At 53.6% G+C, this 26,307-nt stretch carries 27 protein-coding genes and 1 riboswitch; of the genes, 7 read left to right on the top strand and 20 right to left on the bottom strand.

What is annotated here, in order from left to right; genetic code table 11:
* Positions 1 to 81: 81 nt before the first annotated feature.
* Entirely contained in the window at positions 82 to 684 is a 603-nt protein-coding gene (locus JQC75_RS07195; RefSeq protein ID WP_203326741.1) for a GNAT family N-acetyltransferase, read from the bottom strand.
* 274 nt (positions 685 to 958) lie between these two features.
* Between JQC75_RS07195 and JQC75_RS07190 the strand changes: the two genes are divergently transcribed.
* Genes JQC75_RS07190 through JQC75_RS07180 form a run of 3 tightly spaced genes read left to right on the top strand, consistent with a single transcriptional unit; the run spans position 959 to position 4,973 of the window.
* Positions 959 to 2,131 (top strand): amidohydrolase family protein, encoded by a 1,173-nt coding sequence (locus JQC75_RS07190; protein WP_203326740.1) that lies wholly within the window; start codon positions 959 to 961, stop codon positions 2,129 to 2,131.
* 9 nt (positions 2,132 to 2,140) lie between these two features.
* Positions 2,141 to 3,448, top strand: a complete 1,308-nt coding sequence (locus tag JQC75_RS07185) for an OprD family outer membrane porin (protein WP_203326739.1) — start codon at positions 2,141 to 2,143, stop codon at positions 3,446 to 3,448.
* A gap of 25 nt (positions 3,449 to 3,473) precedes the next feature.
* Complete coding sequence (locus JQC75_RS07180) at positions 3,474 to 4,973, top strand: ATP synthase subunit B family protein (RefSeq protein ID WP_203326738.1); 1,500 nt, start codon at positions 3,474 to 3,476, stop codon at positions 4,971 to 4,973.
* A gap of 79 nt (positions 4,974 to 5,052) precedes the next feature.
* Here JQC75_RS07180 and JQC75_RS07175 read toward each other — a convergent pair whose 3' ends face one another.
* The gene (locus JQC75_RS07175) at positions 5,053 to 5,676 is read right to left on the bottom strand and encodes a 2OG-Fe(II) oxygenase (RefSeq protein WP_203327149.1); all 624 of its coding nucleotides are present in this window, start codon (positions 5,674 to 5,676) and stop codon (positions 5,053 to 5,055) included.
* Positions 5,677 to 5,862: 186 nt separating this feature from the next.
* Entirely contained in the window at positions 5,863 to 6,372 is a 510-nt protein-coding gene (locus JQC75_RS07170; RefSeq protein ID WP_239002102.1) for a GNAT family N-acetyltransferase, read from the bottom strand.
* A gap of 95 nt (positions 6,373 to 6,467) precedes the next feature.
* Between JQC75_RS07170 and JQC75_RS07165 the strand changes: the two genes are divergently transcribed.
* Both JQC75_RS07165 and JQC75_RS07160 read left to right on the top strand, forming a co-directional pair.
* Positions 6,468 to 7,079: a chemotaxis protein gene (locus tag JQC75_RS07165; protein ID WP_203326737.1), complete on the top strand. Its 612-nt coding sequence runs from the start codon at positions 6,468 to 6,470 to the stop codon at positions 7,077 to 7,079.
* A 16-nt stretch (positions 7,080 to 7,095) separates the two neighbouring features.
* The gene (locus JQC75_RS07160; RefSeq protein ID WP_203326736.1) at positions 7,096 to 7,830 is read left to right on the top strand and encodes an oxygen-binding di-iron domain-containing protein; all 735 of its coding nucleotides are present in this window, start codon (positions 7,096 to 7,098) and stop codon (positions 7,828 to 7,830) included.
* A 42-nt stretch (positions 7,831 to 7,872) separates the two neighbouring features.
* Here JQC75_RS07160 and JQC75_RS07155 read toward each other — a convergent pair whose 3' ends face one another.
* From JQC75_RS07155 to hinT, 10 genes are all read right to left on the bottom strand, one after another.
* Entirely contained in the window at positions 7,873 to 8,421 is a 549-nt protein-coding gene (locus tag JQC75_RS07155; RefSeq protein WP_203326735.1) for an NAD(P)H nitroreductase, read from the bottom strand.
* A gap of 116 nt (positions 8,422 to 8,537) precedes the next feature.
* Positions 8,538 to 9,134, bottom strand: coding sequence for an HvfX family Cu-binding RiPP maturation protein (locus JQC75_RS07150; protein ID WP_203326734.1), 597 nt, complete (start codon positions 9,132 to 9,134; stop codon positions 8,538 to 8,540).
* A 159-nt stretch (positions 9,135 to 9,293) separates the two neighbouring features.
* A complete protein-coding gene (locus JQC75_RS07145) occupies positions 9,294 to 10,142 on the bottom strand; it encodes a DUF6279 family lipoprotein (RefSeq protein WP_203326733.1) in 849 nt (282 codons plus the stop codon).
* 62 nt (positions 10,143 to 10,204) lie between these two features.
* Positions 10,205 to 11,245 (bottom strand): phosphotransferase, encoded by a 1,041-nt coding sequence (locus tag JQC75_RS07140; RefSeq protein WP_203326732.1) that lies wholly within the window; start codon positions 11,243 to 11,245, stop codon positions 10,205 to 10,207.
* Positions 11,242 to 11,889: a nicotinamide riboside transporter PnuC gene (gene pnuC, locus JQC75_RS07135; protein WP_203326731.1), complete on the bottom strand. Its 648-nt coding sequence runs from the start codon at positions 11,887 to 11,889 to the stop codon at positions 11,242 to 11,244. Before pnuC ends, JQC75_RS07140 begins: the two co-directional genes overlap by 4 nt.
* Positions 11,890 to 11,892: 3 nt before the next feature.
* Positions 11,893 to 12,153, bottom strand: a complete 261-nt coding sequence (locus JQC75_RS07130; protein ID WP_203326730.1) for a hypothetical protein — start codon at positions 12,151 to 12,153, stop codon at positions 11,893 to 11,895.
* A 64-nt stretch (positions 12,154 to 12,217) separates the two neighbouring features.
* Complete coding sequence (locus JQC75_RS07125; protein ID WP_203326729.1) at positions 12,218 to 14,416, bottom strand: TonB-dependent receptor; 2,199 nt, start codon at positions 14,414 to 14,416, stop codon at positions 12,218 to 12,220.
* Positions 14,417 to 14,469: 53 nt separating this feature from the next.
* Positions 14,470 to 14,575: riboswitch (TPP riboswitch) on the bottom strand.
* Between the two features lie 200 nt (positions 14,576 to 14,775).
* Entirely contained in the window at positions 14,776 to 15,171 is a 396-nt protein-coding gene (locus tag JQC75_RS07120; protein ID WP_203326728.1) for a YcfL family putative periplasmic lipoprotein, read from the bottom strand.
* A 160-nt stretch (positions 15,172 to 15,331) separates the two neighbouring features.
* Positions 15,332 to 16,321 (bottom strand): PaaI family thioesterase, encoded by a 990-nt coding sequence (locus JQC75_RS19060; RefSeq protein ID WP_011759564.1) that lies wholly within the window; start codon positions 16,319 to 16,321, stop codon positions 15,332 to 15,334.
* Positions 16,322 to 16,332: 11 nt separating this feature from the next.
* Positions 16,333 to 16,686, bottom strand: coding sequence for a purine nucleoside phosphoramidase (gene hinT, locus JQC75_RS07110; protein WP_011759563.1), 354 nt, complete (start codon positions 16,684 to 16,686; stop codon positions 16,333 to 16,335).
* A gap of 200 nt (positions 16,687 to 16,886) precedes the next feature.
* On the opposite strand from hinT, the gene JQC75_RS07105 reads away from it, so the two are divergent.
* Positions 16,887 to 18,650: a M61 family metallopeptidase gene (locus tag JQC75_RS07105; protein WP_203326727.1), complete on the top strand. Its 1,764-nt coding sequence runs from the start codon at positions 16,887 to 16,889 to the stop codon at positions 18,648 to 18,650.
* Positions 18,651 to 18,729: 79 nt separating this feature from the next.
* On the opposite strand, the gene JQC75_RS07100 is transcribed toward JQC75_RS07105, so the two are convergent.
* From JQC75_RS07100 to htpX, 4 genes are all read right to left on the bottom strand, one after another.
* Positions 18,730 to 19,362: a response regulator transcription factor gene (locus tag JQC75_RS07100; RefSeq protein ID WP_203326726.1), complete on the bottom strand. Its 633-nt coding sequence runs from the start codon at positions 19,360 to 19,362 to the stop codon at positions 18,730 to 18,732.
* A gap of 362 nt (positions 19,363 to 19,724) precedes the next feature.
* Complete coding sequence (locus JQC75_RS07095; protein WP_203326725.1) at positions 19,725 to 20,891, bottom strand: tetratricopeptide repeat protein; 1,167 nt, start codon at positions 20,889 to 20,891, stop codon at positions 19,725 to 19,727.
* Between the two features lie 104 nt (positions 20,892 to 20,995).
* Positions 20,996 to 21,346, bottom strand: a complete 351-nt coding sequence (gene cctA / locus JQC75_RS07090) for a tetraheme c-type cytochrome CctA (RefSeq protein ID WP_041410235.1) — start codon at positions 21,344 to 21,346, stop codon at positions 20,996 to 20,998.
* A 313-nt stretch (positions 21,347 to 21,659) separates the two neighbouring features.
* The gene (gene htpX / locus JQC75_RS07085; RefSeq protein WP_203326724.1) at positions 21,660 to 22,520 is read right to left on the bottom strand and encodes a protease HtpX; all 861 of its coding nucleotides are present in this window, start codon (positions 22,518 to 22,520) and stop codon (positions 21,660 to 21,662) included.
* Positions 22,521 to 22,831: 311 nt separating this feature from the next.
* On the opposite strand from htpX, the gene pepE reads away from it, so the two are divergent.
* Positions 22,832 to 23,539, top strand: a complete 708-nt coding sequence (gene pepE, locus JQC75_RS07080) for a dipeptidase PepE (RefSeq protein ID WP_203326723.1) — start codon at positions 22,832 to 22,834, stop codon at positions 23,537 to 23,539.
* A gap of 178 nt (positions 23,540 to 23,717) precedes the next feature.
* Here pepE and bioD read toward each other — a convergent pair whose 3' ends face one another.
* The 3 genes from bioD to JQC75_RS07065 are packed head-to-tail and all read right to left on the bottom strand — an operon-like array spanning position 23,718 to position 26,295.
* Entirely contained in the window at positions 23,718 to 24,395 is a 678-nt protein-coding gene (gene bioD / locus JQC75_RS07075) for a dethiobiotin synthase (RefSeq protein ID WP_203327147.1), read from the bottom strand.
* Positions 24,395 to 25,141, bottom strand: a complete 747-nt coding sequence (locus JQC75_RS07070; RefSeq protein ID WP_203326722.1) for a methyltransferase domain-containing protein — start codon at positions 25,139 to 25,141, stop codon at positions 24,395 to 24,397. The genes bioD and JQC75_RS07070 overlap by 1 nt, the downstream gene beginning before the upstream one ends.
* A complete protein-coding gene (locus tag JQC75_RS07065; protein ID WP_203326721.1) occupies positions 25,138 to 26,295 on the bottom strand; it encodes an 8-amino-7-oxononanoate synthase in 1,158 nt (385 codons plus the stop codon). The genes JQC75_RS07070 and JQC75_RS07065 overlap by 4 nt, the downstream gene beginning before the upstream one ends.
* Positions 26,296 to 26,307 lie beyond the last annotated feature (12 nt).

Here is a 26,307-nt window from a genome sequence, read left to right as displayed (position 1 = left end):
TTGGCAAAACTACACGAAGCCGGGGACGACAATCAAGTTTTTCATCGCCCTTATCTCCCTGTGCTGATGCCATTAGCCTTGTTATTGCTCGGCCCCATGGTGTGCAAGTCGAAACCTCAGATGCTTTCTGGCCGCCGGCCACTCCGTATCAAGCAGCGAAAACACCACTGTGTCTCTCAGGGTACCGTCTTTCATGATCTGGTGATTTCTCAGCACCCCATCCTGTCTCGCCCCCAAGCGGGCAATCGCCTCGCGGGACGCCCTATTATGCCAATGGGTTCGAAACTCCACTGCAATACAATCGAGTTCATTAAAGCAGTAGTCGAGCAGCAGTAACTTGGTCTCTGTGTTGATACCACTGCGCTGCACACTCTTGCCATACCAGGTGTAACCAATCTCTGCCCGTCGGTGTTCCAACACCCGGTTGCAAATACGGGTACAGCCAACCACTTCACCGCTGTGACGCGCCCTGACGGCAAAGGGAATGGCACTTCCCTCGGCCTGCTGTTGCAGAGCTTTCCCGACGTAGGCCTTCACACTGTCGGGCTCGGGCACACTGGTAAACCACAGTTCCCACAACTTGCCATCGGCCACCACCAATTGTAATGCCGGTACATGGTTCAGACCGAGGGGTTCGAGGACGACAAGCTCCCCGGACAATTGGGGGACATTCTGATTCAGCATCGGGCTTCCTTTGTGTGTGAGGATCTTTCCCTGTTTTATCAGAAAAAACCGATAAAAACATAGCGATTGGGGAAGAAATCCCACTTCCCTACCACACTTTATACTGTTGCAAATCAGACTTTCGCACGAGCCACATCCAGCGAAAAGCCACCTACTCTTTTTTGAGTACCTCAAACCAGCCAAGCGACTGAATCGAGGCAAATACTTTCTACCACCACTCGTTCAGCCACGCGGTTTTATTCCATTGACCGGAATGTAACGACAAGGATCCGCCATGAACGCACCTCGCATTACCCGCTTAGCCCAATCGCTCCGTCCTCTTTTTATTACCTTGCCTACCCTGGCATTGCTGTCAGCGTGCACGTCTTCTGCACCCGAAACTGAAAGCGCTGCACCCGCCGATAAGCCCATGGTCAGCAGCAAGCGCTCGCTGGCATCCTTTAAGCTGCCACCAGAGGAGCAGGCTTGTTACGATCGCGAGAAGGAGCCTTACACCGCGGTGGTGGATGCCCATTTCCATCCACGGCCTTTTGGCGGCGCGGCCATTCCGCCCCAGGAGCTTTTCGGTATCTTTGATAAAACCAGCGTACGTTTCGTGAACTATTTCGGCATAGGTCAGGTGCTTGATCTCAAGTCGGGCTGTACCTACTACCTCGACTGTCAGGGCGTACCCGCCTCGCCCAGTATTAAAAATGACTTTGTGAACGGTATGGAAGTGGTGGCTTATCCCCACGATAACCTGCATATCACGCTGTCGATGACCTTTATGGACCTTGCCCATCCGGAGAACATAGTCAAAATCATTGAGCTGTACGACAAAGAATACCCCGGCATGTTCAGTTGGAGCGGTGAGCTGAACGTGATGAAACAAGCCCTGGTAGGCAACCTGCATGAACCTGCCACTTTCGAGAGCATCGATGGCTGGGCGCCCTTTATGGCGGTGCTGCGTGAGCGCAATATTCCGGTTACCCTGCACTCGGACCTGGGCAAGGATGAGGATCCCACCAAATACCTGCCGTTGATGGAATACCTGCTGGATAAGTATCCCGACAATAAAATTGTCTGGGCCCACATGGGGCTGTCGAAAGAACTCACCACCATTCCCCCCAACCTGCACGTGTCCATCATGAAGGATCTCCTGGATAAGTATCCCAATTTGATGCTGGATATCTCCTGGGATGTGCTTTACAACGCCTATCACCAGTGGGGCCCGATTTTTATCGACTTCTTCAACGCCTACCCTACCCGAATTTTGCCCGGCTCTGACTTTGTTGCGGCCAATACCAAGGCCAGAGATCAGTACGCCAAGGAGCTGGACGTCACCGGCCGAGCCCACAAATTTATGGATGACAACGCGTTTCGCCATATAGCGCTGGGGGAAAACTATTTCCGGCTGATGAACCTCGATTACCACGCCCCCCAAGTCTGTAAAAAGACTGGCAGCTAAGGACGGACTATGGCCACAAAATCACTATGGCTAGTGGCCTGTATACTGATGCCGGCGGTAACGTTTCCTGTTACCGCCCTGGCTCAGCAGCAGGTATCAGACGAGCCCGATCATGAGCCGAATCAGGAGAGTGATGTTAACCCCATAGAAACCCCTGACACCCACAAAGCAGATTTCTGGGGAGACTCAGGCCTCATCCTCAAACCCCGAACCTATTACCTCGACCGGGACAGGGATACCAAGGCAGACAGTGTCGGCTGGGCATTGGGGGGCGCGCTGGAGTACAAATCAGGCTGGCTGGGTGACTGGCTCAGGGTCAATGCCACTCTCTACACCTCACAAAAACTCTATGGGCCGGATGACAAGGACGGCACGGGTCTCTTCAAGCCGGGACAAGAGAGTTTTACCGTGCTCGGCGAGGCCAACCTGACAATACGTTTCGCCGAGAATCACGGCATGCGCATTGGCCGTCAGCGCTTTGAACTGCCCTATCTTGGCAGCCACGATATCCGCATGGTCCCCAACACCTTTGAGGGTATCGCCATCGGTAATACCTCCCAAACTGGCTTTGGCTATATGGCAGGCTATGTGGACAAGATAAAGGGCAAAAGTGACGATGACTTTATCTCCATGTCTGAGGCTGCTGGAGCCGCTGACAGTGATGAAGGCACAGGTTTTGCCGGTGCCAGGTACATAGCAGCGGGTGGCACAACGGTAGGCGCCATCTATCAGCACACCTTCGACACCTTCGATACCTTTTTTGCCAAGGTGGAGCACCCATTCAAAATCGCCAAAAGCAGCACCATCAGTGCCAATTTACAGTACACGGCCCAGCAAAGCAGCGGCGATGAACTGATTGGAAACTTCGACACCCAGATGCTGGCCGCCAAGGTTGAACTGAAGCATGGGCCATTCAGCTGGCGCTTTGGTGCCAGTACCACGGATGACGACCACGGTATCATCAAACCCTTTGGTAACCCGGCCAACTACCTGTCAGTGATTGTGGATGACTTCGACCGCGCCGGTGAAGACGCTTACATGTTGGGTTTTTCACTGGATTTGGGCCGCGTGGGCCCGGGTGATATGAGTCTTTTCACCAATATTGTCCACGGCGATACCCCGGAGACGGGCCCTGCCGCCAGCGCCGATGAAACCGAATACGATCTGACCCTGGACTGGCGACTCAAAGAGAGCTGGAGTGACCGGGTTTGGCTGAGGATGCGTGCGGCCTATGTGGATCAGGACGACGACTTTGCCGGTGCCTACGATTTCCTCGATTTCAGGATAATCGTCAATTACGACTTCAATCTACTGTGATTCCACGAACGACAAGGAAAACCACATGAAACCATCCTTAATCGGCATCCTGGTGACCGCGGCTTTACTGGCGCCCGGGATGTCACTGGCAGAAATCAGCGATAAACGCGCAGAGGAAATTGCCAAAGAGCTTGCCGCACTCAAGGCTATGAAAGCAGAGCTTGATGCCCAAAGCCGGGAGTTTGAGAGACGCATTGCATCGCTGGAGTCCGAAGTGAGTGAGGCATCGCCAGAGTCTGCGGCCATCCTGAGCGCAGAAGCCAGGCGTGTAGAAAGCCAATCACCGGAGAAACGCCCACCGCCAAAACCCCAGGCAGACCCCAAGCCAGAGAGCGGTATTTTTGAACCCGGCAAAGGCTTTGTTCTCGCCCGTGACGAGTGGGGCGAATTGGATATCAGTGCCTTTACCTATGCCCGTTATCTCAACCAGAAAGGTCTGGACGAAACCTACACGGACAGCTTTGGCCGCAGCAGCGATCTGGATCTGCGCAACGATCTGCAGTTTCAGAAAATTACCCTCAACTTCAAGGGCTGGTTGTTTGACCCCAGATTCCGTTATCTGCTCTATGCCTGGACATCAAACACCAGTCAGGGCGACCCGGCGCAAGTGGTGCTGGGCGGTAACATGGGGTTCCAGTTTGATGAAGCCTTTAATCTCTATGCCGGGATAGGTGGATTGCCCTCCACCCGCTCCACCAATTACACCTTCCCCAACTGGCTCAAGAATGACCATCGCACCATCGCTGACGAATTCTTCCGTGGCTCTTACACCACGGGGATATGGGCCAGCGGTAAACTGGCAAAGGGGCTTGAATACCGCGCCATGATAGGTAACAACTTAAGTCAGCTCGGGGTCAATGCAGCCCAGCTTGATGGCGATTTAAACACCCTGTCCGGCGCCCTGTGGTGGATGCCCACCACGGGCGAGTATGGCCCAGGTCAAGGCTTGGGTGACTACGAGTACCACGACGAATTTGCCACCCTCTTTGGCGTACATTTCACCCACAGCCGCGAAGATGCTCAGGGACAGCCCGGCACCGAAGGCTTTGAAAACAGTCAGTTGAGATTGTCGGATGGGACGCTTATCTTCAGAACCGATCCCTTTATGACAGGTGGCGATATCCGCAAAGCCACCTATCAGATGGCCGCGGTAAATGGCGGCTTTAAATACAAGGGTTGGTCGCTTGAGGCCGAGGTTTATCAGCGCTGGCTGGACGACTTTGTAACCACAGGCCCCATTCCGGTGGACTCAATTGACGATTCAGGCTTCCAAATCCAGGGCAGCGCCATGGTGATACCCAATAAGCTGCAAGCCTACGCAGGCTATTCGCAGATCTTTGGTGATTATGGCGACCCATACGATATCACCGTGGGGGTGAATTACTTCCCGTTGGGTCGGCGTGAACTGAGATTAAACTTCCAGGGCCTGTATCTGAACGACTCCCCTGTAGGTTATTCCAGTGTGCCCTTCCAAGTGGGGGCCAATGGCTGGGTGTTCTCGAGCGACCTGATTCTGGCGTTCTGATTACCTGCCATGCAAAAAAGGATGCCATTGGCATCCTTTTTTATTGGGGCAAAGTCAGCCCCGTGTCAGTCGTCAGCAGTTAAAAGCCATGCTGGCTGCCCGCCACCCTGAACCAGCCCGCAATACTGGCTCTGTCGACATTTGTGGGCATCACTTCGTGGGGAAAGCGCTCCGACAGGAAAATGACCAACCGCCCCATCAGGGGCGCCAGTTCTTCAATCAGGCTATCGTCTTCTTCGTAGAGTTTGAGGACGCCACCATGATCCGGCTGCCACTCAGGATTCATAAAAAACACCGTCGTCAAAATACGATTCTGGCTGCCCTTTAAGGCATCGACGTGCTTTTTGTAGAAGGCACCGGGACGGTAGAGCGCATAGTGGCTTTCATAATCAAACAGCCCCATAAACAGCCGACGATTCAGGCCATTTTTTAACGATTCCATCAGCAACAAGTAACTATTGTCCACCGCACAATGGGGCTCCAGCCAACGAATGCTGTCGCGACGAATGTCGGTGTTGCGATGCTGCTCCTGCCCCCGGCCAATGCTGGCCGGTTTAAAGGTTGCGTCGGCCTCGGCAAAGACCTTGTCCCTTAATCTGGCAACAACCTCGGGTTCAAACAAATTATCGATACAAATATAACCGCGATCGACAATCGCATCTGCGATGCCATCGAGCACAGACTCACTGAACTCACAAACCATGATTGCAAGACTCAAACAAAAGCCACGCTTTCGCTGTACTCAAGGGTCCGGGCGGGAAAATGGACCATTATTTCGAGGTAGGGCGTCAATACGGCCTTCGCAAATCAGTCGCTGCAAAGGCCCCGGAAAACGCGCAAATTTTAGTGGAGAAACGCCTGGGTGACAATCAAAATAGATTTATATAAATCAATCAGATATAAGTTTGTATAACCGTACATTTTCGGCGGGTTCCCCAAAGGGGATGCGACCCGAGAATTGCATGCCTAATTTTTCCAATAATCGTTGGGACGGCAGGTTGTCTTCCGCCACAATGGCTATCACCTGCTCCAAACCAAAATCCAGCCGCGTTGCCATACAGGCCCGCGCGGCTTCGATGGCAAACCCCTGTCCATAAAAGGTTGGCAGCAAGGCATAGCCTATGTCCACCGCCGGCAGAGTGTCGCGCAGGATCAAGCCGCAAGTACCGATAAAGCGGTCATCTTCTGCCAGACCGATGCGCCATAACCCAAAGCCGTGCTCGCGATAACTCTTGATAGGGCCATCTTTGAGGTAAGTATGGGCACTCTCAAGGTCTTTCACGCCCCTGTCACCGATATTACGGATAAAGTCGGGGGTGGTGAGCAGCGCAAGAATGTCATCTGCATCTGTCAGGTTGAATTCGCGCAAGGTTAAGCGCTCAGTGAAGATGGGTTCCAAGGCAATTCCTTCAGCCAGGCCGCAGAATTTTTCTTCGCGGCGCAAATTTATTAACCCTGACTATACTTTAGCTGTCATCGGGAAGGAAATTCATCATGCAGAATATTTCTCAGGGACGACGGCCCTACTATGTCACTGCGGCCATGGTCGCCGCAGAGCTTAACCACACACTCGCCAGCTGCAAGGAAATCAATCTCACCGCCAGTAATGCCCAGGCGGCCTCGAGCCGTATTGGCAGTGCCGCCCTTGGGTTTAAGGCGTTGACCCACTATATCGATGAGCTGGCCGGTTACACCAAGCGTGCTGCCAACGAAATCAACCAACTGGCAAAGGAAGCCAGCAAGCTGGCAACCCGCACCGCGCGCACGGCCACCGCCCTGCACTATTTCCATGCCGCCCGCGACAAGGCGAGCAGCGCAACGTATGCCTACAGCATGGCGGGCGCCATCGAAACCACCGAAGAGAACTATGCCAGATTGGAAAGCGACTTCAATCAGGTGCTCAGCAAGATGCAGGTGCAGCTACTGGACCTGAAACAAAACCTGCGCAGCGCCAATGCCCTCGCCTCCATTTGCCGTGTCGAAGCTTGCCGGGTTGATGGGCGATTTCAGGCCATCTTTGTGGATGTGGCCAATAAAGTCGATACGGTTGCCGCTCAGATCCGCGAGCGGGTAGACACCGCCATACGCCTGTTTGACTCCCATTGACGTTAAGGATTAACCAATGAAGACACAATTACTGGTCGAAACCCCGACTCATAAATGGCTGTATTTTGGCAGAGACCCTGAAAAGAACGACAAAATCATCGACACCAACCAATATCTGGTACAAAGCGGTAATCAGTCACTGCTGATGGACCCCGGCGGAATTGAACTCTTTGCCCCCATGTTGGCCAGTCTGGTTCGTCACGTCCCTCTGGAACAGCTGACCTATCTTTTTGCCTCCCATCAGGATCCAGACATCATTTCATCCCTTGGGCTCTGGGATCAGACCCTGCCCAAGGCCAAGCTCTATGCTCCCTGGTTGTGGGAAGGTTTTATCCGCCATTTCGGCATGAACAATATCAGCTACGAACCCATTAAGGACAAAGGCGGCAAGCTGCAGGTGGGCGACGTGGAGCTGCAGTTCATCCCTGCCCATTATCTCCATGCTTCCGGCAATTTTCACGTATACGACCCTGTGGCCAAAGTACTGATGTCGGGGGATGTGGGCGCGGCGCTTGAGCCTGCGGAGGCCGATATTTATGTTGATGATTTTGCGGGCCATATCAGCAAAATGGAGTACTTCCACCGCCGCTGGATGCCCTCCAATCGCGCCAAGAGTAACTGGGTGGCGAGGATGCGGGATTTGGATATTCAGTACATGTGCCCCCAACACGGGCGCATCTTTAAAGGGCCGCAGGTGAAATCCTTTCTGGATTGGTTTGACAGCCTCGATGTGGGCATTGGACTGGACTGACGCAAAAAAGGCCCCGGGGGGCCTTTTCTTTTGGGAGCAGGATCAGAGGTAGCGTGCGTATTGCATGCCGTCTCTGCCGGGCTTGACCGGCGCGTCAACGGCTGGGGTACCCAGATAAAGAAACCCGACTATCTGGTCCATTTCCGTCAAGCCAAGAGCCTGATGCACGGCACGGTCAAAGGCAAAATCGCCGGTGCGCCAAATGCCTCCCAGGCCCAAGGCAAAGGCCGCCTGCTGCATGGCCATGGCCGCGCAGCCAGCCGCAATTTGCTGCTCCAGCACAGGCACCTTGGGGTGCGCCTGGCACTTGGCCACTATGGTAATGACCATGGGCGCACGTTTGGGCATGGAGGCCGCCTTGGCGATAAAAGCCTCGTCCGCCCCCTGACTCTTGGCCGCAGACTCAAAAATGCCGCCCAGTCGCTCAAGGCCGTCGCCGGTGGCGATAATGAATTCGAAGGGACTCAGCGCCCCGTGATCCGGTACCCGCAGGGCGGCATCGAGAATGGTTTTCAGCTCGGCATCATTCGGCGCCGGGTCAACCAAACGGGGGCAGGATTGACGGGTAAGCAATAAGGTTAAAGCATCCAATGAGTTATCCTCTTATTCATTAATCCTGTGCAGGATAACAAATCGCCCGGGCAATGAAAGCAGATTTCCCCACGCGACCTAACCTTTACAGTGAATTCAAGCCAGTACTCAATGCCTCACGCCTTGTGCCAGCCCAGGCGTTTTGCCAACCACCAATCCAGACTGGTCACCCGGCCGCCCCCCATCGCAAACAGCGCCAGCAACATCACAAAGTAAGTGATGGCAAATTCAATGCCGTTATTGAGCACCACAAAGTTACCACTGCCGGAGAGCCAGTCGTAGTTGCCGTGCTCCTGCAATAGACTCCTGGCTTTGGCGAGCCGCTCGGCCGACGCCATCACCTGTTCGTTGGCAAGCCAGCTGGACGGGTCTGCGATGGCAAGCCAGCCATTTTGCCAGTGCACCGTGAATGCCGCCACCAGCATGGTGATCATCAGCGGAATGGAGATAAGTCGGGTAAAGAGTCCCAAGATCAGCAAGATGGCGCCAAAAAACTCAGTGCCGGCAGCCAGTGCCGTCATCAGCTCAGGAAACGGCAACCCAAGGCCCCAGTCCGGGTTACCAAACCAGGCGGCAGTATCGTCAAAATGGCTTAGTTTGTTATAGCCTGCCTGCATCAGCACAGGGGCCAGATACACCCTCAAGGCCAGTGGCGCCAAGGCCTCACCAAGATGCCGGGCTTGAAGGTTCAAAGAGTTGATAAATTGCGCCATAGGTCCTCGCCAAAATCATATGCTTTGTGCTTAAGACCTGTGGCAGCCAAACTTTATTGCAGATGCCGGTTTATCGCAGGAGCCTTTTGATTAAAAGGAGCCGGTTGATTGAATAAGGCCACCCAACACCTTATCTGCGGCCAGCCACCTTTTGGCACTTTAGTCGGGCTCGTTGGCAAGCTCTGCCAGGTCTTTTGTCAGGGCATCGTATTCATGCCAGAGCGTCTTCCTTTGCTTATCGGACAGGTCCCGATAAATATCCATCACCAGACGGCCAAAATTTTCGCTGTTTTCGCGCACTGCCTGCTGATGTTTCTCGGACTTCAAGGTTTGCGGGGCTGTCATCAAGAGTTGCAACCGGCTGCGTAGTAGGGCCGTATCGGCTCTTTGATTGAGGGCGGTTTCAAACTGTCTGAGCCATTCGTGGCGGTATTCAAGCCACATATCCAGGGTAGCGAGTCTGGATGCGTTGGATGCATGGATCATGGCTTTTTGCCTGTCCGACAGCTTTCCTATCCACTTTTCGGCCCGCTCGGTGAGCCGTTCATCTGAGTCGGCAATCAGCTCTTCCTGTGTCTTACCGGCATATTCGGCAACCAGTTTGGCCTCATCCTTACGAAGCTGGGCCACTATGCCGGCGACCTGCTCATCTGACAGACTCTGAATAATGGGTAAGATGCCTTCGAAGACGTGCTCAAACAGACGAAACCAATGAGACTGGGCATAGTTGACCTCTTCGGCCCAGGCTCCGGGCGTCAGAGTGCCTGATTGCATTTGTTGCTTAATGCTTTCCAATTGAGCCACATAGCGGGGCAGCTCTTCACGGCGATGCCAGTCAATAAACTCGTCCAGCACCACATCAAACTGCTTTTGTTGATCGCGGTTTAAATCCACATAGTCATCCAACTCCCACTCGATGGCCCAATCGAGGAAGTAGTAGCTCATTTTGGTTGAACAACCCGCGAGTAAAAAAAGCGCCAGACCCATCACCGCCAGAGCACGTTTCATAGATATCCTTTTCAGTTTTGCTTAGCGAAGGGTAACAAGGGCCGGAGGAAATGGACAAGGCGCTAACAGGTAGCCAATTGTAAGTAACTGTGAAACCAGCAAAGATAGTCCTCATCCCCCGACTCCCCCGCCATCAGCAGGGCCCAGATGGCGCCAAAATACCAATGCAATGCCACCGCATCCACCACCCTTGCCGACATGGAAGTCTCAAGCCGAGGATGGGCGTTAAGGTAAGCCGTCGTCAGGGCTCTGCGCTCAGCACCCGTTAGGTTGTGGCTTGCCAGCACGGCCGCGAGATCCCACAGCGGGTGCGAGGCGCAGGCATATTCAAAATCGATGCAAAACAACTTTCCCTGATGGCAGAGCAAATTATGGGGAGTCAGATCCCGATGGCTGAACTGATAAGACAATCCCATGGCTTCGAGGCGCGCCATCGCGGCCTTCACTTCGGCAAACCTTGCGGCCAATGCCTCATAGGCCATATGCCAGCGGGGATTCCGGGCCCATTGCGATTGGCTTGCTTCCAGCGCCAACTCATAATCCTGCCACTGGGTGGTAAAACCTTTCGCATTGGCGGGCACAGGCAAGGCTTGCAGCCCAAGGAGCAAGTCGAGCAGCAGCTTCACTGCTCCTGATTGGCCAAGGTTGTCTCCATCGCCCCCAGCATCAGAGTCGACAATCCCATGGCAATTATGTGTTTGAGACTGGGGTTCATGGATAAATTGGCTCAGGGGGATTTCCTGATAGCGCTGCTGCCAGCCGCCATCGTCCAGAAACGGTGAGAGGTAGCATCGACCATCGTCGCTTTGTGCCATCAAGGCCGGCGCGAGTCCTGCTGTCGCCACAAGTCGCCAATTGCCGGCTTCAAAGGCGCGCTGACAAAAGGCGCTGCTCTCGTCGCGATTTACCCGCAGCACATAGACCCCTTCACGGCCATAGAGTGCCAGATTATGGTTACTCAGCCCCTGAGTCAGCGGCTCGAGTCGATACCCCTCAGCGAACAGCCCCGTCTCGGCGATAAATGCCAGCACCTCATCTGTGATGCCAGGAAGTGACTTTACCCCGTCTGACTCATTAGGCGTTGCCGCCAGTGGCATTGTCATGACTTCAGCACCAGCTCAGGGCCTCGCTGTTCGGCCGCTGCCGCACGCCACACAAAATAACCGGCCACTGCCAGCCCCACGTAGAACACAAACAGCAGGGACGTCATCATGAGGCCCTTACTGAGGTAGAGGTAGATAGACACCACATCTATCACCACCCAGTAAAGCCAGTTTTCCAACACCTTTTTGGCCACCAAAAAGGTGGTCATCACGGCAAAACAGGTGGTTGCGGCATCAAGATACGGGAATGACGCCTCGGTAAAGGTCGCCATAAAATGCCCCACCCCGAGGGATGCAATGGAAGTCAGTGCTATGATGCCCAAATGCTTTTTCAGCGGCCATCGCTGTACCTTGAGTTCATCCTGTCCATCCCGGCGCCACAGCCAATAGCCGTAAATGGCCATGCCCATGTAGTACACATTCAGCGCCGACTCCATCAGCAGCGCCACTTCATAAAAGAGCACTGTGTAAATGGCGGTGCTGGCAAAGGCAGCCACCCAGCACCAGCGGCTGCGCTTCATCGCCAGCAACAGGTACGCCAGAGCCAGTATCACGGCCACGCCTTCCCATGCCGACAACACCTGCATTTCACCAAAGGCACTGTGAAAAGCACCGCCAAGCCAGCCCCAAAAATCAGCCTGCATGGTTTACTCCGAATGGGACAGATTAAGTTCGCCGCCAATAAATTTGCAGACAAACACGGCCTTGCCGAATTTTTCGTGTGCCGCCTGCATTTCAGTGGCCAGCATCGCCATCACGTCCGCATAATCGCCCTGCACCTGGGTTGCCATGGCATTGGTACGACGGACAATTTGCGGGTAGCTGTCGAGCCTGCCGATAAACCAGCGAATGGGTTCGAGGTAATTATCATGCAGCGGATACATGCTGATTTCAGCGGTGAGTTTCATCGTTAAGTTCCTCTTCATCGGGCGCCGGGCGTGCACCAAGCACACCCGGCGCCTGTCAGCTCAATTACAGGAAGCGCACATCCAGTGTCAGGCCAAAGGCTTGGGGGTCGCCAAAGCGGATATATTGCTTATCCGCCCAGCCATTATCGGGCTCATTGCCAAAATAAAATCCCCGGACACCATATTCTTCATCCAACAGATTGCGGCCCCACACATACACAGACCAGATATCACCTTCGTAGCCTGCGCGGGCATTGAGCACCGCATAGTCTTTGGAAACTGAGTCGTTGGAGTCTGAATAGTAGAACTTGCTCTTGCCATTGGCATTGAGGTTGGCAAAAAAGCCAGAGTCGGCGCGCCAGGTGGTGCCCAGTGACCAGGTCCAATTGGGGGCGTGGGCGAGCTCGCGACCAGAGAGGTCAACCAGACTGCCATATTTATCCTGATAGCTGTAATCGCCGTACTCGGCCTTGAGATAGCCAAGGCTGCCGTAGAAATGCAGGTTATCGGTGGCGTACCAGTTAAGGTCAAGCTCGGCACCGTAGTTGGTTGAGCTGCCCGCATTTTCGGTAAAGAGAACGAAACGCTGTGGCTTGGCCGGGTCTTGTTGGGAAGCAGACACTTGCTGATCCTGTCTGTCCATAAAGAACAGCGCCAGATTGGTGTCGAAGTTGCCTTCCAGGAAGCTGGATTTAAGGCCAATTTCGTAGTTGTAGAGCACCTCGGTATCGAACTCTTTCTTATCGGCAAACTCGGCAGGCAACGACATGTTAAAGCCGCCCGCCTTGTAACCGCGGGCAATGCGGCCGTAGAGGTTATGCTGCTCATTGAGCTGTTTGCCAATGGCAATATGGCCACCCCACATGGTTTCAGATGGGTCGAAGGCATCCCCTGCATCATCGCTGTAATCAGCGTCCCGGCGCTCAAGGCGCAGTCCCACCGACAGGTTTATGTTCTGACCGAGGTCACTGTCGAGCTGACCAAAGATGGCAAGGTTGGTCGCGTCGTAGCTGGAGCGCAGCGCTTCATCTGGCCAACCGTTGTAAAAAGAAGCAAGGTCGTTGTCTTCCTTAAGCTGCATACCATACAGGCCAACGAGCCAGGCGGTGCTGTCACCCCAAATCTTGCCCGCCTCGTTGCTGGCCAAACGGAACTCCTGGGACACAGTGCTGCGTTCGCCTCGCTTGTCCCAGGTGTAATCGTATTCGCAGGGCAGGAGCTCTGCATAATCACCATTACCGTTGACATCGTAATCATCAGTGCACTGGCGTGCGGCCCAATATTCCGGGTTTGCCCAGTCGCCATCGTAGCCGTGATGATGATCAGTACCGGCAAAACTGGTCAGCGACGTCAACTCGGCTTTATCAAAGCCATCGTACAGCACCTTCAACCCCACACCCGTGGTGCGCTGGGCATCGGTGCCCGGCATATCGGTCAGGGTATTAAAACCGTTGTTATCCAGTGTCCAGGCATCGTAACCATTATCAAAGTCGGCGTGCATCAGGGTGAAGTCAACCTGGGTATTGTCGTTGGCATACCAACGCAGCTTGGTTCTGAAGCTCAGCTCATCACGCTCGTTGGTATCTGAGCGGCCGAGATACAGGTTGTCACGAAAGCCATCCTGGCGGTGCTGCTCAATGGCGACACGGTACAGAAGTTCTCCCGAGTCCATCATGGGACCGGAGCTGAAACCGGCGAAGGTTCTGAGATTGTCATTGCCGAGGCTAAGCTGTGCTCCGTGCTCAAACTGCTCTGTGGGATCCTTGCTCTTAAGATAAATAAGACCTGCCAGCGCATTGGCGCCATAGCGGGTTCCCTGAGGGCCGCGAAGAACTTCCACCTGTTGCAGGTCGTACATGCTGGACACCATGCCCAACCCCGACAGGTCGATATCATCAATCAAATAGCCAACGGAGGAATTGGGCGCGCCCTTATAGTCTTCCTGCTCGCCTACCCCGCGGATCTGAAAATAACGGGGTCTTGAGGTGCCACCGGACCAGTTGAAATTGGCCACAGAGCCCAGAATGTCTTCAAAGTGCCGCGCCCCTTCGTCTTCTATCTTCTGGGCATCAATCACGGTAACGCTGGAGGGAATTTTTTCAACCGAGAGTCCCCGGAAATCGGCCGTCACCAGCATCACTTCCATGGGGTCTTCTTCGCTGGCTGGAGTGGGATTGCCATTGGCAGCAAAGGCCAGCGACGAACACACCGCCAAAGACACGGGTGCAAGGGCAAACAGGGGAATACGGGATTTAGTAAACATTTGGACCTCAACAAAATTTGTATGAGATCCGGCAAGCTCGGAGTGGCAATAAATTTGCAGTATCAGCCCATTCCTACGCCGGTATCAGCCGGATCAGGTTCTAAGGGTTTGTCCGAAAACATCTCAGTCTGCATACGGCAGACACCCCATGGCGCGGCCAATTATACGCCCATATCCCGCAAGGATGATACTTTTGTTGCAAACCAAAGGTGGAAATTTTCACCGGGGTGACAGACGCCATATTTCAGACGTCTGTGCTACGGGCAATGGGAGTAAACAGTGCCGTCGATGAAGCCTGGCCCCCACAAAAACACCGGCTATGCCGGTGTTTAATCATTAGCAATCAGCGCCAATGTGGCCTAGTTGGAAAACGCCTTGCGAACGTAGACCTCAACGCGGCTGGCGGAGGGATTGGGCGCCGCCGAGCTGACTTGCATCTGTTGCATGCCGTGGAGCTTAAGGGATTGCCAGCTCTGCCCTTCTCCATCAATCACCAGCCCCTGGGTATCGTACCAGGTGAAGCGATATTGGAGCCTCAGATCGGTAGCCACCCGGCTTTGAATAAGCGCATGTGCTTTGAGTAAATCACCGCTGCTGCTCATTTTAAGCTCGCCCACGGAAACCTCGCGCCCAAAGGTGCTGTTATCTACCCGAATATCCCCCGAAGAAGATGCCGCAATCCCTGCGGTATGTTTGGCGCAGCCGCCGGCAACCATCACCATTACAACCAGTAAAACCAGCTGTGCAATCTTCATAAAACCTCCTGTTTTGCGAACCATGCGCAGCGCCTGTGCCATTAAGATTCAGACCCAATTGAGCATGGGAAACCTGTGTCATCCTCGCCAGTGTAGCCACGTTTTGCTGAATGCCCGCTGATTGCAGTCAAAGCAAAGACGTCACCATCAATCAATCACCTTAATCAATCAGAAAGTGCGCCCTGGCCGTGGCTATCAGCTGTTTGCGATTGGTCTGCCAGCAACTGATATTCACATTGGCGACCCGCCTTCCCTGCCGGGTGATAATACACTCGGCAAAGGTATCTTTATGCAAGCCTGCCCTAAGGTAATCAATTGAAAAGTCGACGACTTTAGGCACTCTGGATGTTTGCATAAACACCATTAACTGCACAATTGCTGACATTTCCATAAAGCCGGCAATTACCCCACCATGGATAGCGGGCAATACGGGGTTGCCAATATTGGCGTCCCGTGAGGGCAAGCGGCAAACCAGCTCATCGCCGAATCGCTCCACTTCCATACCGATGAAACGGGCATAGGGCACCTGCTCCAACAGGTGACCGAAGTCATTGAGCTCGGCTACCCGGCGCACGATTTCCTTCACATCCATGGGTTTTGGACTTTGGGCCTCGTCGGGACAATGGGCAAGCTCAGTCACCACAGGACCAAGGATGACGTTGTCTTCCAAGAGCGCATTGCGGAAGGTCTCCCCCACCATTTCAGGGCTTATCCGCATAAAGGAGCCAACCGCGTGGGCAATGGGTTCATCTATGCTGTCCTGATAGGCAATGGCGCGGGTAAAGGCGATGTTGGATGATAAGCGGTAGCACTCGGCAAAGGCGTACACACTCTTGCCGGGTTCGGCAGGACGCATATAGTCGACCCGCAAATCCAGGGTGGGCGAAATTTCAAGGGTTTGGAACTTCTCCTGAATGGCACAGACCACGGCTGTGCCGCTGGCGGTGTCTATCAGGGTGGTTATTACCCCACCGTGGATTACCCCGGTGTCAGGGTAGCCAATCAGCGCCTGACTGTAGGGCAGCTCCAAAAGTACATGATGCTCACTGCCTTCGTGCACCTTGATACCAAGACGCCGACACTGGGCCAACTGGCTGACGAAGCGTTGCGCCAGGGGCGTAAGCTCAAAAAAATCCGGATTAACTTTCATAGCACCGCCGATCAGCGCTGGGCCAGCATGGGGCCCAACGGCTCGCCGCCCACCAGGTGCATATGGATGTGGTACACCTCCTGACCGCCATGACTGTTGCAGTTCATGATGAGTCGATAACCATCTTTGGCGATACCGGCTTCATCTGCCAATTTGGCAGCCACAGTAAACATGCGCCCAAGCGCCAGTTCATCCGATGCCTTCACATCGTTGGCTGTGGGAATAAGATGATTGGGCACTATCAACACATGGGTCGGCGCCTTGGGGGCGATATCACGAAACGCCGTGACCAGCTCATCCTGATACAGGATATCGGCGGGGATTTCGCGGCGGATTATCTTGCTGAAAATGGTTTCTTCGGCCATGGTGAACTCCATATGCTGTCAGGGTTGGCTATCTATTCCTGAGGAAAAGTGACTGGCTTTCTGCCTTGAATTCAATGGGCTTATCATAGCAAGGCCAAGGGCATTTGGGTAAGGGAAAAGCCCACGCCCGTTGCCAACTCCCTTTGCCAACCGGGCAGGATTTTGGCAGCATGCCTTCAAAGTTGATTTCAGGAACCATTATGATCCGCTACAGCATTGTTCCAAGTGATCCCAAGGCCCATCTGTTTGAGGTCAATCTGGAGATCCCAAACCCAAGTGTTAACCAAGTTTTCTCTTTACCGGCCTGGATCCCGGGCTCGTATATGGTGCGCGATTTTGCCCGTAATCTGATTGGCCTCAAAGCCTCGCAATCCGGTAACCCCGTTGCCCTGACCCAGCTCGACAAACAGCGCTGGCAGGCGCAAAACAGTACCACTGAACCACTTAAGCTTTGCTATCAGGTATATGCTTTCGACCTGTCGGTACGCAGTGCCCATCTGGATATGACCCATGGCTTTTTCAACGGCTCCAGCGTGTTTTTGGCTGTGGAAGGCCAAACCGACAGCCCCCTCTGGGTTGAGATTAAGGCCCCGACCGAGGTTGCTCTCAACCATTGGCGAGTGGCGACGACCCTGCCAAGGCGTGGAGGGGATGCCTGGCAGTTTGGCGCCTTCGAAGCCGAAAACTATGACGCCCTTATCGACCACCCGGTGGAAATGGGCGACTTTACCCTGGCGAGTTTTGAAGCCTGCGGAGTGCCACACCACATAGTGCTGACCGGCCGTCATCGCTGCGATATGGACCGCCTGTGCCAGGATTTAAAAGCTATCTGCGAGACCCAAATCAAGCTGTTTGGCGCTCCGGCCCCCTTCGATGAATACCTGTTTATGACCATGGTGCTGGACAATGGGTTCGGCGGGCTTGAACACCGAAGCTCCACGGCGCTGGTGTGCTCACGCAAAGATCTGCCACTGTCCATGAGCGCCAAGGTAAATAAGGACTACCGCACTTACTTATCCCTGTGCAGCCATGAGTATTTCCACAGCTGGAACGTTAAACGCATCAAACCCGCATCTTTCATCCCCTACGCCCTGGAGAGCGAGAGCTACACCCGGCAACTGTGGGCATACGAAGGATTAACGTCCTACTATGACGACCTGCTGACATTCAAAGCAGGCAAAGTCGATACCGAAACCTATTTGGACATGCTCAGTGAAACCATGACCCGGGTATACCGGGGTGTCGGTCGTTTCAAGCAAAGCCTCAGAGAATCAAGCTTTAATGCCTGGACCAAGTTTTACAAGCAGGATGAGAATGCCCAAAACGCCATCGTGAGTTACTACACCAAGGGGGCGCTGTTTGGACTCTACCTCGACCTCGTCATCCGAAAGGAAACCGCAGGTAAAGAGAGCCTGGACTCCCTGATGCGCCTGTTATGGGAGCGTTTTGGTCTGACAGGCAAAGGGACAGACGAAGATAGCCATCAGGCCCTGGTGGCAGAGCTTCTTGGCCGTGATGTGAGCGATATTTTCGCTTATCTGGATAACACAGACGACTTGCCTCTCGCGCCCCTGCTTGCCGGGTTTGGTGTCCGCATGGAGCTAAGAGCCGCCAGTGGTCAAAACGACACTGGTGGTGGCAATCCATCAGCACTAACCCTGTCTCTGGGCGCCAAATACAAGGCCGAAACCTTGGGGGTGAGAATTCAGACAGTGGCAGAGTCCGGCAGTGCGCATCTTGCCGGTTTGTCGGCCGGTGATTTATTGATAGCCATAGATGGGCTTCAGGCCAGTGCCAATCTTGAAGGCGTGCTCAACAGTTACAACGAAGGCGATGAGCTGTCGCTGCACTTTTTCCGCCGCGATGAGCTGATGACTACCACCTTAAGGCTTCAGGCAGCACCGCTGGATACTGTGTCACTGCATCTGGAAGATGCCAAGGCAATAACGGCCTGGCTCGGGTAACCGGGTTTCATCCAATAAAAAAGGCGTCACAGACGCCTTTTTTATTACTCACCAGCATTGCTGACTCAGCTTGATGCCATCAAACATGCACTTCGTGCAAATGGGTTTGAGCCCAGGCAATGGCCTGGCCACGACTGGAGACCCCAATCTTGCGAAAAGCACGGTAAAGGTGAGTCTTGATGGTGCTTTCACTGACGAACAGCCGGTTGGCGATGTCGAGGTTGGTGCTGCCCGACAAGAGTGCCTGCAGCACTTCACGCTCACGGATGGTCAGTTTCTCACTGTCTTCCTCGTAGTCATCACCATTGCTGCTTCGCAGTAACTGTGCCGGGATATGGCTGCGACCTTTCAGGACTTCGCCAAGGCCTTCACCTATCTCGGCAAGGCTGGCGTCAAAGAAAAACACGCCCGCGGTGACGGATTGATTAACGAGGAAACGCGCATCGGTTTGACGGGGAAAGTGGAGAAATACCACCTTAATGGACGAATATTCCCTTTCGATATGCTTCTGCAGCTGATAGGCCTTTTGCAGATCGACCGATGCCAGATCAATCACAACCAGTGAGATCTGACTGAGGTGCAACTTGTTGCACATCTCTTCAGGAGCCGCCTTGGTCAGCTTGACCAAAAACTCCTGCGGCCAGCGGCAATCCAGTAAATCACCCAACAAGTGTGAACGAGATACCACCATCCAATGTATTATCTTGAACATAACGCTCAACCTCCGTGTTAATTCTGGGTAAACCTGCTCTGCGCTAATCTCCAAGCAGAACAAAGACAAGTTACACCAATTAAACGGCAGTATCTACCCCTTATTTAGTAACATACCGTCAATTATTCTGCTTGCATCCCAGTGCTCCAGCCAAGGATCTGACCCAAGCAATCATCTTAAATCCCAATAATATTAGTATTAACTGAAGCAGCTTTCCATAATGCGTGCGCTCATGGTTCGACGCCCCCGCGAGCCGAGGGGTGAGTCAGGCACTATGACTGGAAGCACCTTGCAATACACAATGAAATTGCATTCTTTACCCATCTATCCGACAACGCCTTTGTATACATGCCGCCAGTGGACTATTTAAATGACGAGAGTTTAGCCTGATACCGGCGTGAGTCTTCGCTGCGGGATGACAGTGCCAGTGCTTGCTCAAGGGCTTGTTTTGCCATATCAAACTTCCCCTGAACCGCTTGTGCTTTAGCGAGTTCGAACCATCCCGGGTGAAAATAAGGCGCGTTTTTCAAAAGTTTGGAAAAATACATTTCCGCTTCGTTGTAGTTGCCTTGCTGAAGAGCTTCATGACCGAGTACATAAAAGTCAAAGCCCCGATAATCTTCAACCTGTGCAATACGCTTCTTCAACGTATCTGCCAAACCTGTATTCCCCTCTAACTGAGCCAGCGCGCGATAATTATCCAGCACTGCCAAATTATCGGGTTCAATCTCCAATGCATGCTGATAAAGCGCTTCAGCAGAACGCCAGTCTCCACTGCGTCTATGGACTATTGCAGCCACATTGAGAAGAGGCACATACTCAGGCGCCCACTTAACCCCTTCACGGACGAGCCAATATGCGTCTTCCAAACGTCCCTCAACGAGAGCATCTGAGGCTAAATTTCGGTAGAACATGGCAACAAAAGTGGCGGCGTCTACCAATCTACCGGCAAGACTGGTTGCACTGGGAAAGTAGTCAATCGTGACAAACTGATGACCTCCCCAGTAAGGACTCAGAAACTCAGCATCTTCGGGGGCGTTATATAGCAGCGTTCGAACATGATCGGAAATGATCATCGTGTTATTGGTTACATCCAGCAGCACAGGCTCGCTTTGCACCATCTGAAACTGTATCGGTACCTTTAATGCTTTGGATACGGCATAGCTGACCGCTGCCATACTCATACAATTGCCACTGTTGAGCATCAAGGCGTCTGCAGCATTCAGACTTTGGCCTTCGTAGTGAAAGTCCGTCAAGGTATCAACTAAATAACGCTGCACCTGAAGAAAAGGAGCTAATGGTGCAATATCAGGCCTTTGGATAAACCTTTCGATATCATCGTATTGGGCTGGCGACAGAGTAAACAGGCTCGCATAGCTGCTGACGTTGGCAGCGAATTCCTCGGGATAAAGTGACTTATTGATTGGGATTGGGGTAGCGTCGACACTGTTCATATGCCTTGTCTGACTGCAACCGCTTAACATGACAATCAGCGTCAACAGCACTACGAATAATCCTTTATGCACCATGGGAACGTCCTTGAAATAGCCCTTGCTGTAAAACTACCCTAAGCTGCACATATCGCCAAGCACAAAAAAAGCCGGCAATTGCCGGCTTTTTTACATCAACGAGCTTACTTTTTCAGTACGCTGTCTGCGGTACGGCCATCATCATGGCAGGATTCACAGGTAGGCTTCTGGCCCACGTTGTTGTCGTGTGGTGCGTGACAGTCAGCACATACCAGATTGCCATCGTGTGGCTTGTGTACATCGTCCATTTCCGCCAGTGTGCCGTGGCAGCTTTGGCATTGTTCGAATTCATAGGCGCCGTCAGCCGAAGGAGACTCGTCCTTGTGGCAAGAATCACAACCACCGTTTTCAACGTGGAACTCAGCCAGAGTCTGATCACCGGCGAATGCTGCGGGAGTCAGGGCCAGGGCTGCAAAGGCGGCACCGAAAATGGCGCTCAAGAGTGTTTTACTCACAATGGTATCCTCCATTAGGGACAGCGTTGTGGAAGTTCTTGTTTAAATCGACTTCCATCGAGCCGTCCAGGTCTTAGCACGACGTTCTCAATTTTGATGTCTCGGCCAGCACGGCCCAGATTTCACTTTGGTTCAGTGTAACAACTCAGGGAGCGACAAAATGTGCGCTGAATCATGTAACTGACTGCGAGAAATGGATTTTTACACCATAACAACATGCTATCCCGCTTTACTAACATAACGTAAAAAGCGTTTTCGTCAAATGCGACCTACCACTGATAATAAAAAAGAGGTCCGAAGACCTCTTTTTTAATTACTGAGCTTTCAGTGCTTCAATGCGTTTTTCCAGCGGCGGATGGCTCATCAGCAATTCGCCGATTGAACGCTTGCCGTTGATACCAAACGCCGCCATCTGGGCTGGCATGGCACCTGTCTCAGGACCGGAACGCAGACGCTCAAGTGCAGCAACCATCTTGTGACGTCCCGCCAATTTGGCACCGCCTTCATCGGCGCGGTACTCACGGATACGCGAGAAGTAAGCAACCACGATAGACGCCAAAATACCAAACAGCATTTCCAGCACGAACACCACTGCGATGTAGGCAAAAGTACCCAGACCTTCACCCTCTTCATCACTGGAGAAGAAGTTATTGATAATACCTGCAACAACGCGGGCGGCGAAGATAACAAAGGTGTTCACCACGCCCTGAATAAGGGTCAGGGTTACCATGTCACCATTGGCCACGTGGCTCACCTCGTGGGCAAGCACCCCTTCCACCTCATCCTGTGTCATGCCGTAAAGCAGGCCGGTGCTCACGGCAACCAGTGAGTTGTTTTTGCTTGGGCCTGTGGCAAAGGCATTCATTTCTGGAGAATTGTAGATAGCCACTTCTGGCATCTTGATGCCGGCTTGCTGCGCCTGGCGGGCAACCGTATCGATAAGCCATTTTTCGGTGGCATCACGGGGCGTTGTGATCACTTCACAACCCATGGATTTTTTTGCCATCCACTTGGAAATGGCCAGCGAGAAAAAGGCGCCACCAAAACCAAAGATTGCAGCAAATACCAAGAGCCCACTCATGGAGCGAGTATCAACGCCCAGAATAGACATCACTATCGACGCAACCAGCAGCACCGCCAGGTTGGTCAACAGGAAAAGAAATACACGTTTCATTTCAGCTCCTTTATCGGGCAAATCGCCCATTCACACTCACAAGGGACATAATATGTCTTAATATTCGATTTTCAAGGGTACACTGGTGAAAAAGTCCAAATCCCCTGTCGGAACATATGGCGGCAGTCTATGTGGGATTTCTTAAGCAAATCTTAAGATTAACAGTGCACTGGAGCCCCTCTGACAATGGCTTGCCATTTAGATGTTTATCACCATGAATCTTTGTTAACATTAGCTACCTCAGGCTCGAAAAGCCTCAATTAAACAGAAGCCATAAAATCAATAACGACCTCAAAGGATCAGGAAATCCCATGACCATCAGCGCCCTGCTGCTCAGCGCTTCCCGCGTTGGCGATACCGCCTATCTTGAACACACCTTGCCTTTTATCGCCCCCCTGACGCAGGAAGCGCGCAATTGGGTGTTTATCCCCTATGCGGGCATCAGCATGGGCTATGATGTGTACCTTGAAAAGGTTCGCGAGGGCCTGCGTAGCCTTAATATCAACATCAGTGGTATCCATGAACACGCCGATCCCCGTCAGGCAATCCGCGATGCCGATGGCATTTTTGTGGGCGGTGGCAATACCTTCCATTTGTTGCACGAGCTTTACCGCTACGACTTGTTGTTTGTCATTCGTGAGCAGGTTGAAGCCGGTAAGCCCTATGTGGGCTGGTCCGCGGGCTCCAACATCGCCGGCTTATCCATCCGCACCACCAACGACATGCCTATCATAGAGCCGCCCTCTTTCACGGCACTGGGTTTGTTGCCGTTTCAGCTTAATCCCCATTACACCGACTATCAGGCTCCCGGCCATAACGGAGAGACCCGTGCCCAGCGTCTGCTGGAATTCACCATGGTCGACCCGCTGACACCTGTGGTGGGCATTCAGGAAGGCAGCGCCCTCTATCGCCATGGCGACAAGCTGACCTTATTGGGCGATAAGGAAGCCTACTTCTTTAAAGGCAGCGTGCAAAAATCCCCCATCGCTGCCGGGGCCGATCTCAGCGAACTGTTGTAATCGCATCACACATAAAAAGGTCGCCATCAGGCGACCTTTTTATTTCACTCAAACCAATTTGCTGCAACCTGGCTGGTTAAAGCCGACACTTATTTTCAGTCGGTTTTGCGCTCATTGTTGTGCTCATTGTTGCACTCATTGTTGCGCTCATAGCTACGCTCATATTTGCGCTCAAAGCTCAAAAGAGAGGGCTAAGCTTGATAAACCCAGCCGCATCGGCAGGTCTGGCCGAGGACATATAAGGCACGGCGCCAAGAAACGGCGCATCCATCACAGACATCAGCGTCGCCAGATTCTCTTCATAGCAGGCCATTTCAGGATCAATCCGATTGGCAACCCAGCCGGCAATACGCAGACCGTCGGCCTTAATGGCTTCCTGGGTCAGCATGGCGTGGTTCAGGCAGCCAAGCTTCATTCCCACTACCAGGACAACCGGCAACTCGAGTGCCTGCACCATCTCCGGCATAAACCGCCCATTACCAAGGGGCAGGCGCCAGCCACCGGCGCCTTCAATCAAACAGAAGTCGGCGGCTTTCATGCGGGCCAAATCGAGTTTGGCCATGATGGCCTCAGGGCTTAAATCCACCCCCACATTCGCGGCAGCAATATGCGGCGCGATAGCGGGCTCAAAGGCGATGGGGTTGACACTGTGATAGTCCAGTTTGTCGCTGCTGTGGGCCATTAACAGCTCAGCGTCCGGGTTTCTGAGGCCAGATTCGGTAACCCGGCAGCCCGACGCTACAGGTTTAATGCCAAGCGTACATGCAGCAGGCCTCTGATTGGTCACTGCAGACAGCAAGGCGGCCGAGATAAAGGATTTACCGCAGTCCGTGTCGGTACCTGTCACAAAATACATCATGTGGTTGCTCCTCGCTTTAGCGCACTGACATACAAAATCTCATAGCTCAGCGGCAAGCCCTTAGGCGTTCTCATGCGTTCGGCGTTATCCACCCGCGCCAGCCAGTCAGCGCGACCACGAAGGACCTTTGCCTGCCCCGCGCCATGGCGGGCGCTGGCACCTACCCCTTTAATGGAATAGAGCAGTGTCCGCAAATCATCAAAATGGAGTGTTTCTGTCGCCACCTCGATGGATAACTCGCACCAGTCATGTTCGCTGAAGGCCGCCACCATTTGGGACGCTGGCGCAAAGTGATTCACACAAAACCCCAACGCTTCAAGCTCTGGCAAGGCGCCGTCGCACACCATGGCAAAGTGGCCGCGGCCTCCGGGCTTAAGTACCCGCGCAGCTTCATCAACCGCCCCGGCAAAATCAGGACACCACTGCAGCGCCAGATTGGAATAGAGACTGTCGAAGCAGCCACTGGAAAACGGCAACGTGGCAGCATCGGCGCAAACGGCCCCGTAGGATGGATAAAGACTTCTTAGCCGCTGACACATGGCAAACGCAATATCCACCGTGGTCACCCGCTTGACGGGAAACAGCGAAAAATCTGTACCGGGGCCTGCGCCAATATCCAGTAAATGCCCCTGAAGCGTTGCCCTGGCAAGCAGCTTTTCTGCCGTCAGTCGCTGCAGCTGGTTATGGCAGTCATAGTCATGGGCGCGGGAAAAGTGCCCGGCCACATCCGATAAGGTCATCATGGCGTGTCACTGCCTTTGACGGAGCCTTCTTCAAAGGCCACGTCAAAGCCGTTTTCAATGTCCGCCAGAGCGTTTACCAACGCCTCTATGCTGTGCATACTCTGGGCTGCACTCAGGGTTATTCTGAGCCTTGGCGCCGGTACTGTAGGGGGACGAATTGCTCCCACCAAAAAACCTCGGTTTTTCAGGGCATCAGCGGCCATCAAACAGGCTTGCACGTCAGGTACAGGCAGGAGCTGAATTGGGCTTTGAGAAGGCAGTAAAGCAAGGCCGACTTCTTTGGCGCTATTCAGGAAGTGACGGATATTGGCGGCCAGCTTTGCGTTTTGTTCGCCCTGCTGCACCAGTGAGAGCGAGAAGCGCGCCGCATAAGCCTGCGCAGGGGATAAGGCCGTGGAATAAATATAATGTCTGGCGCTTGCCACCAGACTCTCAATAAGCGCCTGACTGCCAAGCAGTGCCGCCCCCTGGCAGCCCAGTGCCTTGCCAAAGGTCACCAACTGCAAGGAAATATTCACCCCATCCAACCGGCTGGCCCCCATGCCTTGCTCGCCGATAACGCCAAATCCATGGGCATCGTCAACAATAAACAAGCTGTTATGGGACTCACACAGATTTGAAAGCTCAGCAAGCGGCGCCAGGTCGCCATCCATGCTGAAAATACTCTCGGTGAGGAGCGCCGTGCCCGGGAACTTCGCTATCAGGCGCGCCGCACCGCTGAGGTCACAATGGGGATAACGCTTGAGGCTGGCACCACTGCCAAGAATGCCATCAATCATGGAGGCATGAATGAGTTTATCGGCCACCAGAGTATCAGTACGGTCAAACAGGGCATGACAAAGGGCAAGGTTCGCGGCAAAGCCCGAGCAAAAGAGCAGCGCTGCTTCATGGCCCGTTGCTTCGCAAAGCGCCGTCTCCAGCGATGCATGAGCCTCGGAATAACCACTCACCAGTGGCGATGCACCGCTGCCAACGCCATAACGACGGGCCCCCTCCGCCAGCGCCGCTGCCATACGTTCATCCCGCGCGAGTCCCAGATAATCGTTGGCGGAAAAATCCATCAGGGCCGGGCTGTGGCACTGGCGGCGACGCCAAAGCCCTGCTGACTCGGCTTTCACTCTGGCGTCTGCCAGGCGATGCAGCAACCGATTCATCTCAGTCAAACC

This window comes from Shewanella litorisediminis (assembly GCF_016834455.1).
In the GTDB taxonomy this organism is placed as follows: Bacteria; Pseudomonadota; Gammaproteobacteria; order Enterobacterales; family Shewanellaceae; genus Shewanella; species Shewanella litorisediminis.
The sequence above is the reverse complement of the archived record's forward strand: the minus strand, read 5'-3'. Positions and strand labels throughout refer to the sequence as shown.

Coding starts and splice junctions, on each gene's coding strand:
- JQC75_RS07195 (WP_203326741.1), bottom strand. CDS start 684: ATGCTGAATCAGAATGTCCCCCAATTGTCCGGGGAGCTTGTCGTCCTC.
- JQC75_RS07190 (WP_203326740.1), top strand. CDS start 959: ATGAACGCACCTCGCATTACCCGCTTAGCCCAATCGCTCCGTCCTCTT.
- JQC75_RS07185 (WP_203326739.1), top strand. CDS start 2,141: ATGGCCACAAAATCACTATGGCTAGTGGCCTGTATACTGATGCCGGCG.
- JQC75_RS07180 (WP_203326738.1), top strand. CDS start 3,474: ATGAAACCATCCTTAATCGGCATCCTGGTGACCGCGGCTTTACTGGCG.
- JQC75_RS07175 (WP_203327149.1), bottom strand. CDS start 5,676: ATGGTTTGTGAGTTCAGTGAGTCTGTGCTCGATGGCATCGCAGATGCG.
- JQC75_RS07165 (WP_203326737.1), top strand. CDS start 6,468: ATGCAGAATATTTCTCAGGGACGACGGCCCTACTATGTCACTGCGGCC.
- JQC75_RS07160 (WP_203326736.1), top strand. CDS start 7,096: ATGAAGACACAATTACTGGTCGAAACCCCGACTCATAAATGGCTGTAT.
- JQC75_RS07150 (WP_203326734.1), bottom strand. CDS start 9,134: ATGGCGCAATTTATCAACTCTTTGAACCTTCAAGCCCGGCATCTTGGT.
- JQC75_RS07145 (WP_203326733.1), bottom strand. CDS start 10,142: ATGAAACGTGCTCTGGCGGTGATGGGTCTGGCGCTTTTTTTACTCGCG.
- JQC75_RS07140 (WP_203326732.1), bottom strand. CDS start 11,245: ATGACAATGCCACTGGCGGCAACGCCTAATGAGTCAGACGGGGTAAAG.
- pnuC (WP_203326731.1), bottom strand. CDS start 11,889: ATGCAGGCTGATTTTTGGGGCTGGCTTGGCGGTGCTTTTCACAGTGCC.
- JQC75_RS07130 (WP_203326730.1), bottom strand. CDS start 12,153: ATGAAACTCACCGCTGAAATCAGCATGTATCCGCTGCATGATAATTAC.
- JQC75_RS07125 (WP_203326729.1), bottom strand. CDS start 14,416: ATGTTTACTAAATCCCGTATTCCCCTGTTTGCCCTTGCACCCGTGTCT.
- JQC75_RS07120 (WP_203326728.1), bottom strand. CDS start 15,171: ATGAAGATTGCACAGCTGGTTTTACTGGTTGTAATGGTGATGGTTGCC.
- JQC75_RS19060 (WP_011759564.1), bottom strand. CDS start 16,321: ATGAAAGTTAATCCGGATTTTTTTGAGCTTACGCCCCTGGCGCAACGC.
- hinT (WP_011759563.1), bottom strand. CDS start 16,686: ATGGCCGAAGAAACCATTTTCAGCAAGATAATCCGCCGCGAAATCCCC.
- JQC75_RS07105 (WP_203326727.1), top strand. CDS start 16,887: ATGATCCGCTACAGCATTGTTCCAAGTGATCCCAAGGCCCATCTGTTT.
- JQC75_RS07100 (WP_203326726.1), bottom strand. CDS start 19,362: ATGTTCAAGATAATACATTGGATGGTGGTATCTCGTTCACACTTGTTG.
- JQC75_RS07095 (WP_203326725.1), bottom strand. CDS start 20,891: ATGGTGCATAAAGGATTATTCGTAGTGCTGTTGACGCTGATTGTCATG.
- htpX (WP_203326724.1), bottom strand. CDS start 22,520: ATGAAACGTGTATTTCTTTTCCTGTTGACCAACCTGGCGGTGCTGCTG.
- pepE (WP_203326723.1), top strand. CDS start 22,832: ATGACCATCAGCGCCCTGCTGCTCAGCGCTTCCCGCGTTGGCGATACC.
- bioD (WP_203327147.1), bottom strand. CDS start 24,395: ATGTATTTTGTGACAGGTACCGACACGGACTGCGGTAAATCCTTTATC.
- JQC75_RS07070 (WP_203326722.1), bottom strand. CDS start 25,141: ATGATGACCTTATCGGATGTGGCCGGGCACTTTTCCCGCGCCCATGAC.
- JQC75_RS07065 (WP_203326721.1), bottom strand. CDS start 26,295: ATGAATCGGTTGCTGCATCGCCTGGCAGACGCCAGAGTGAAAGCCGAG.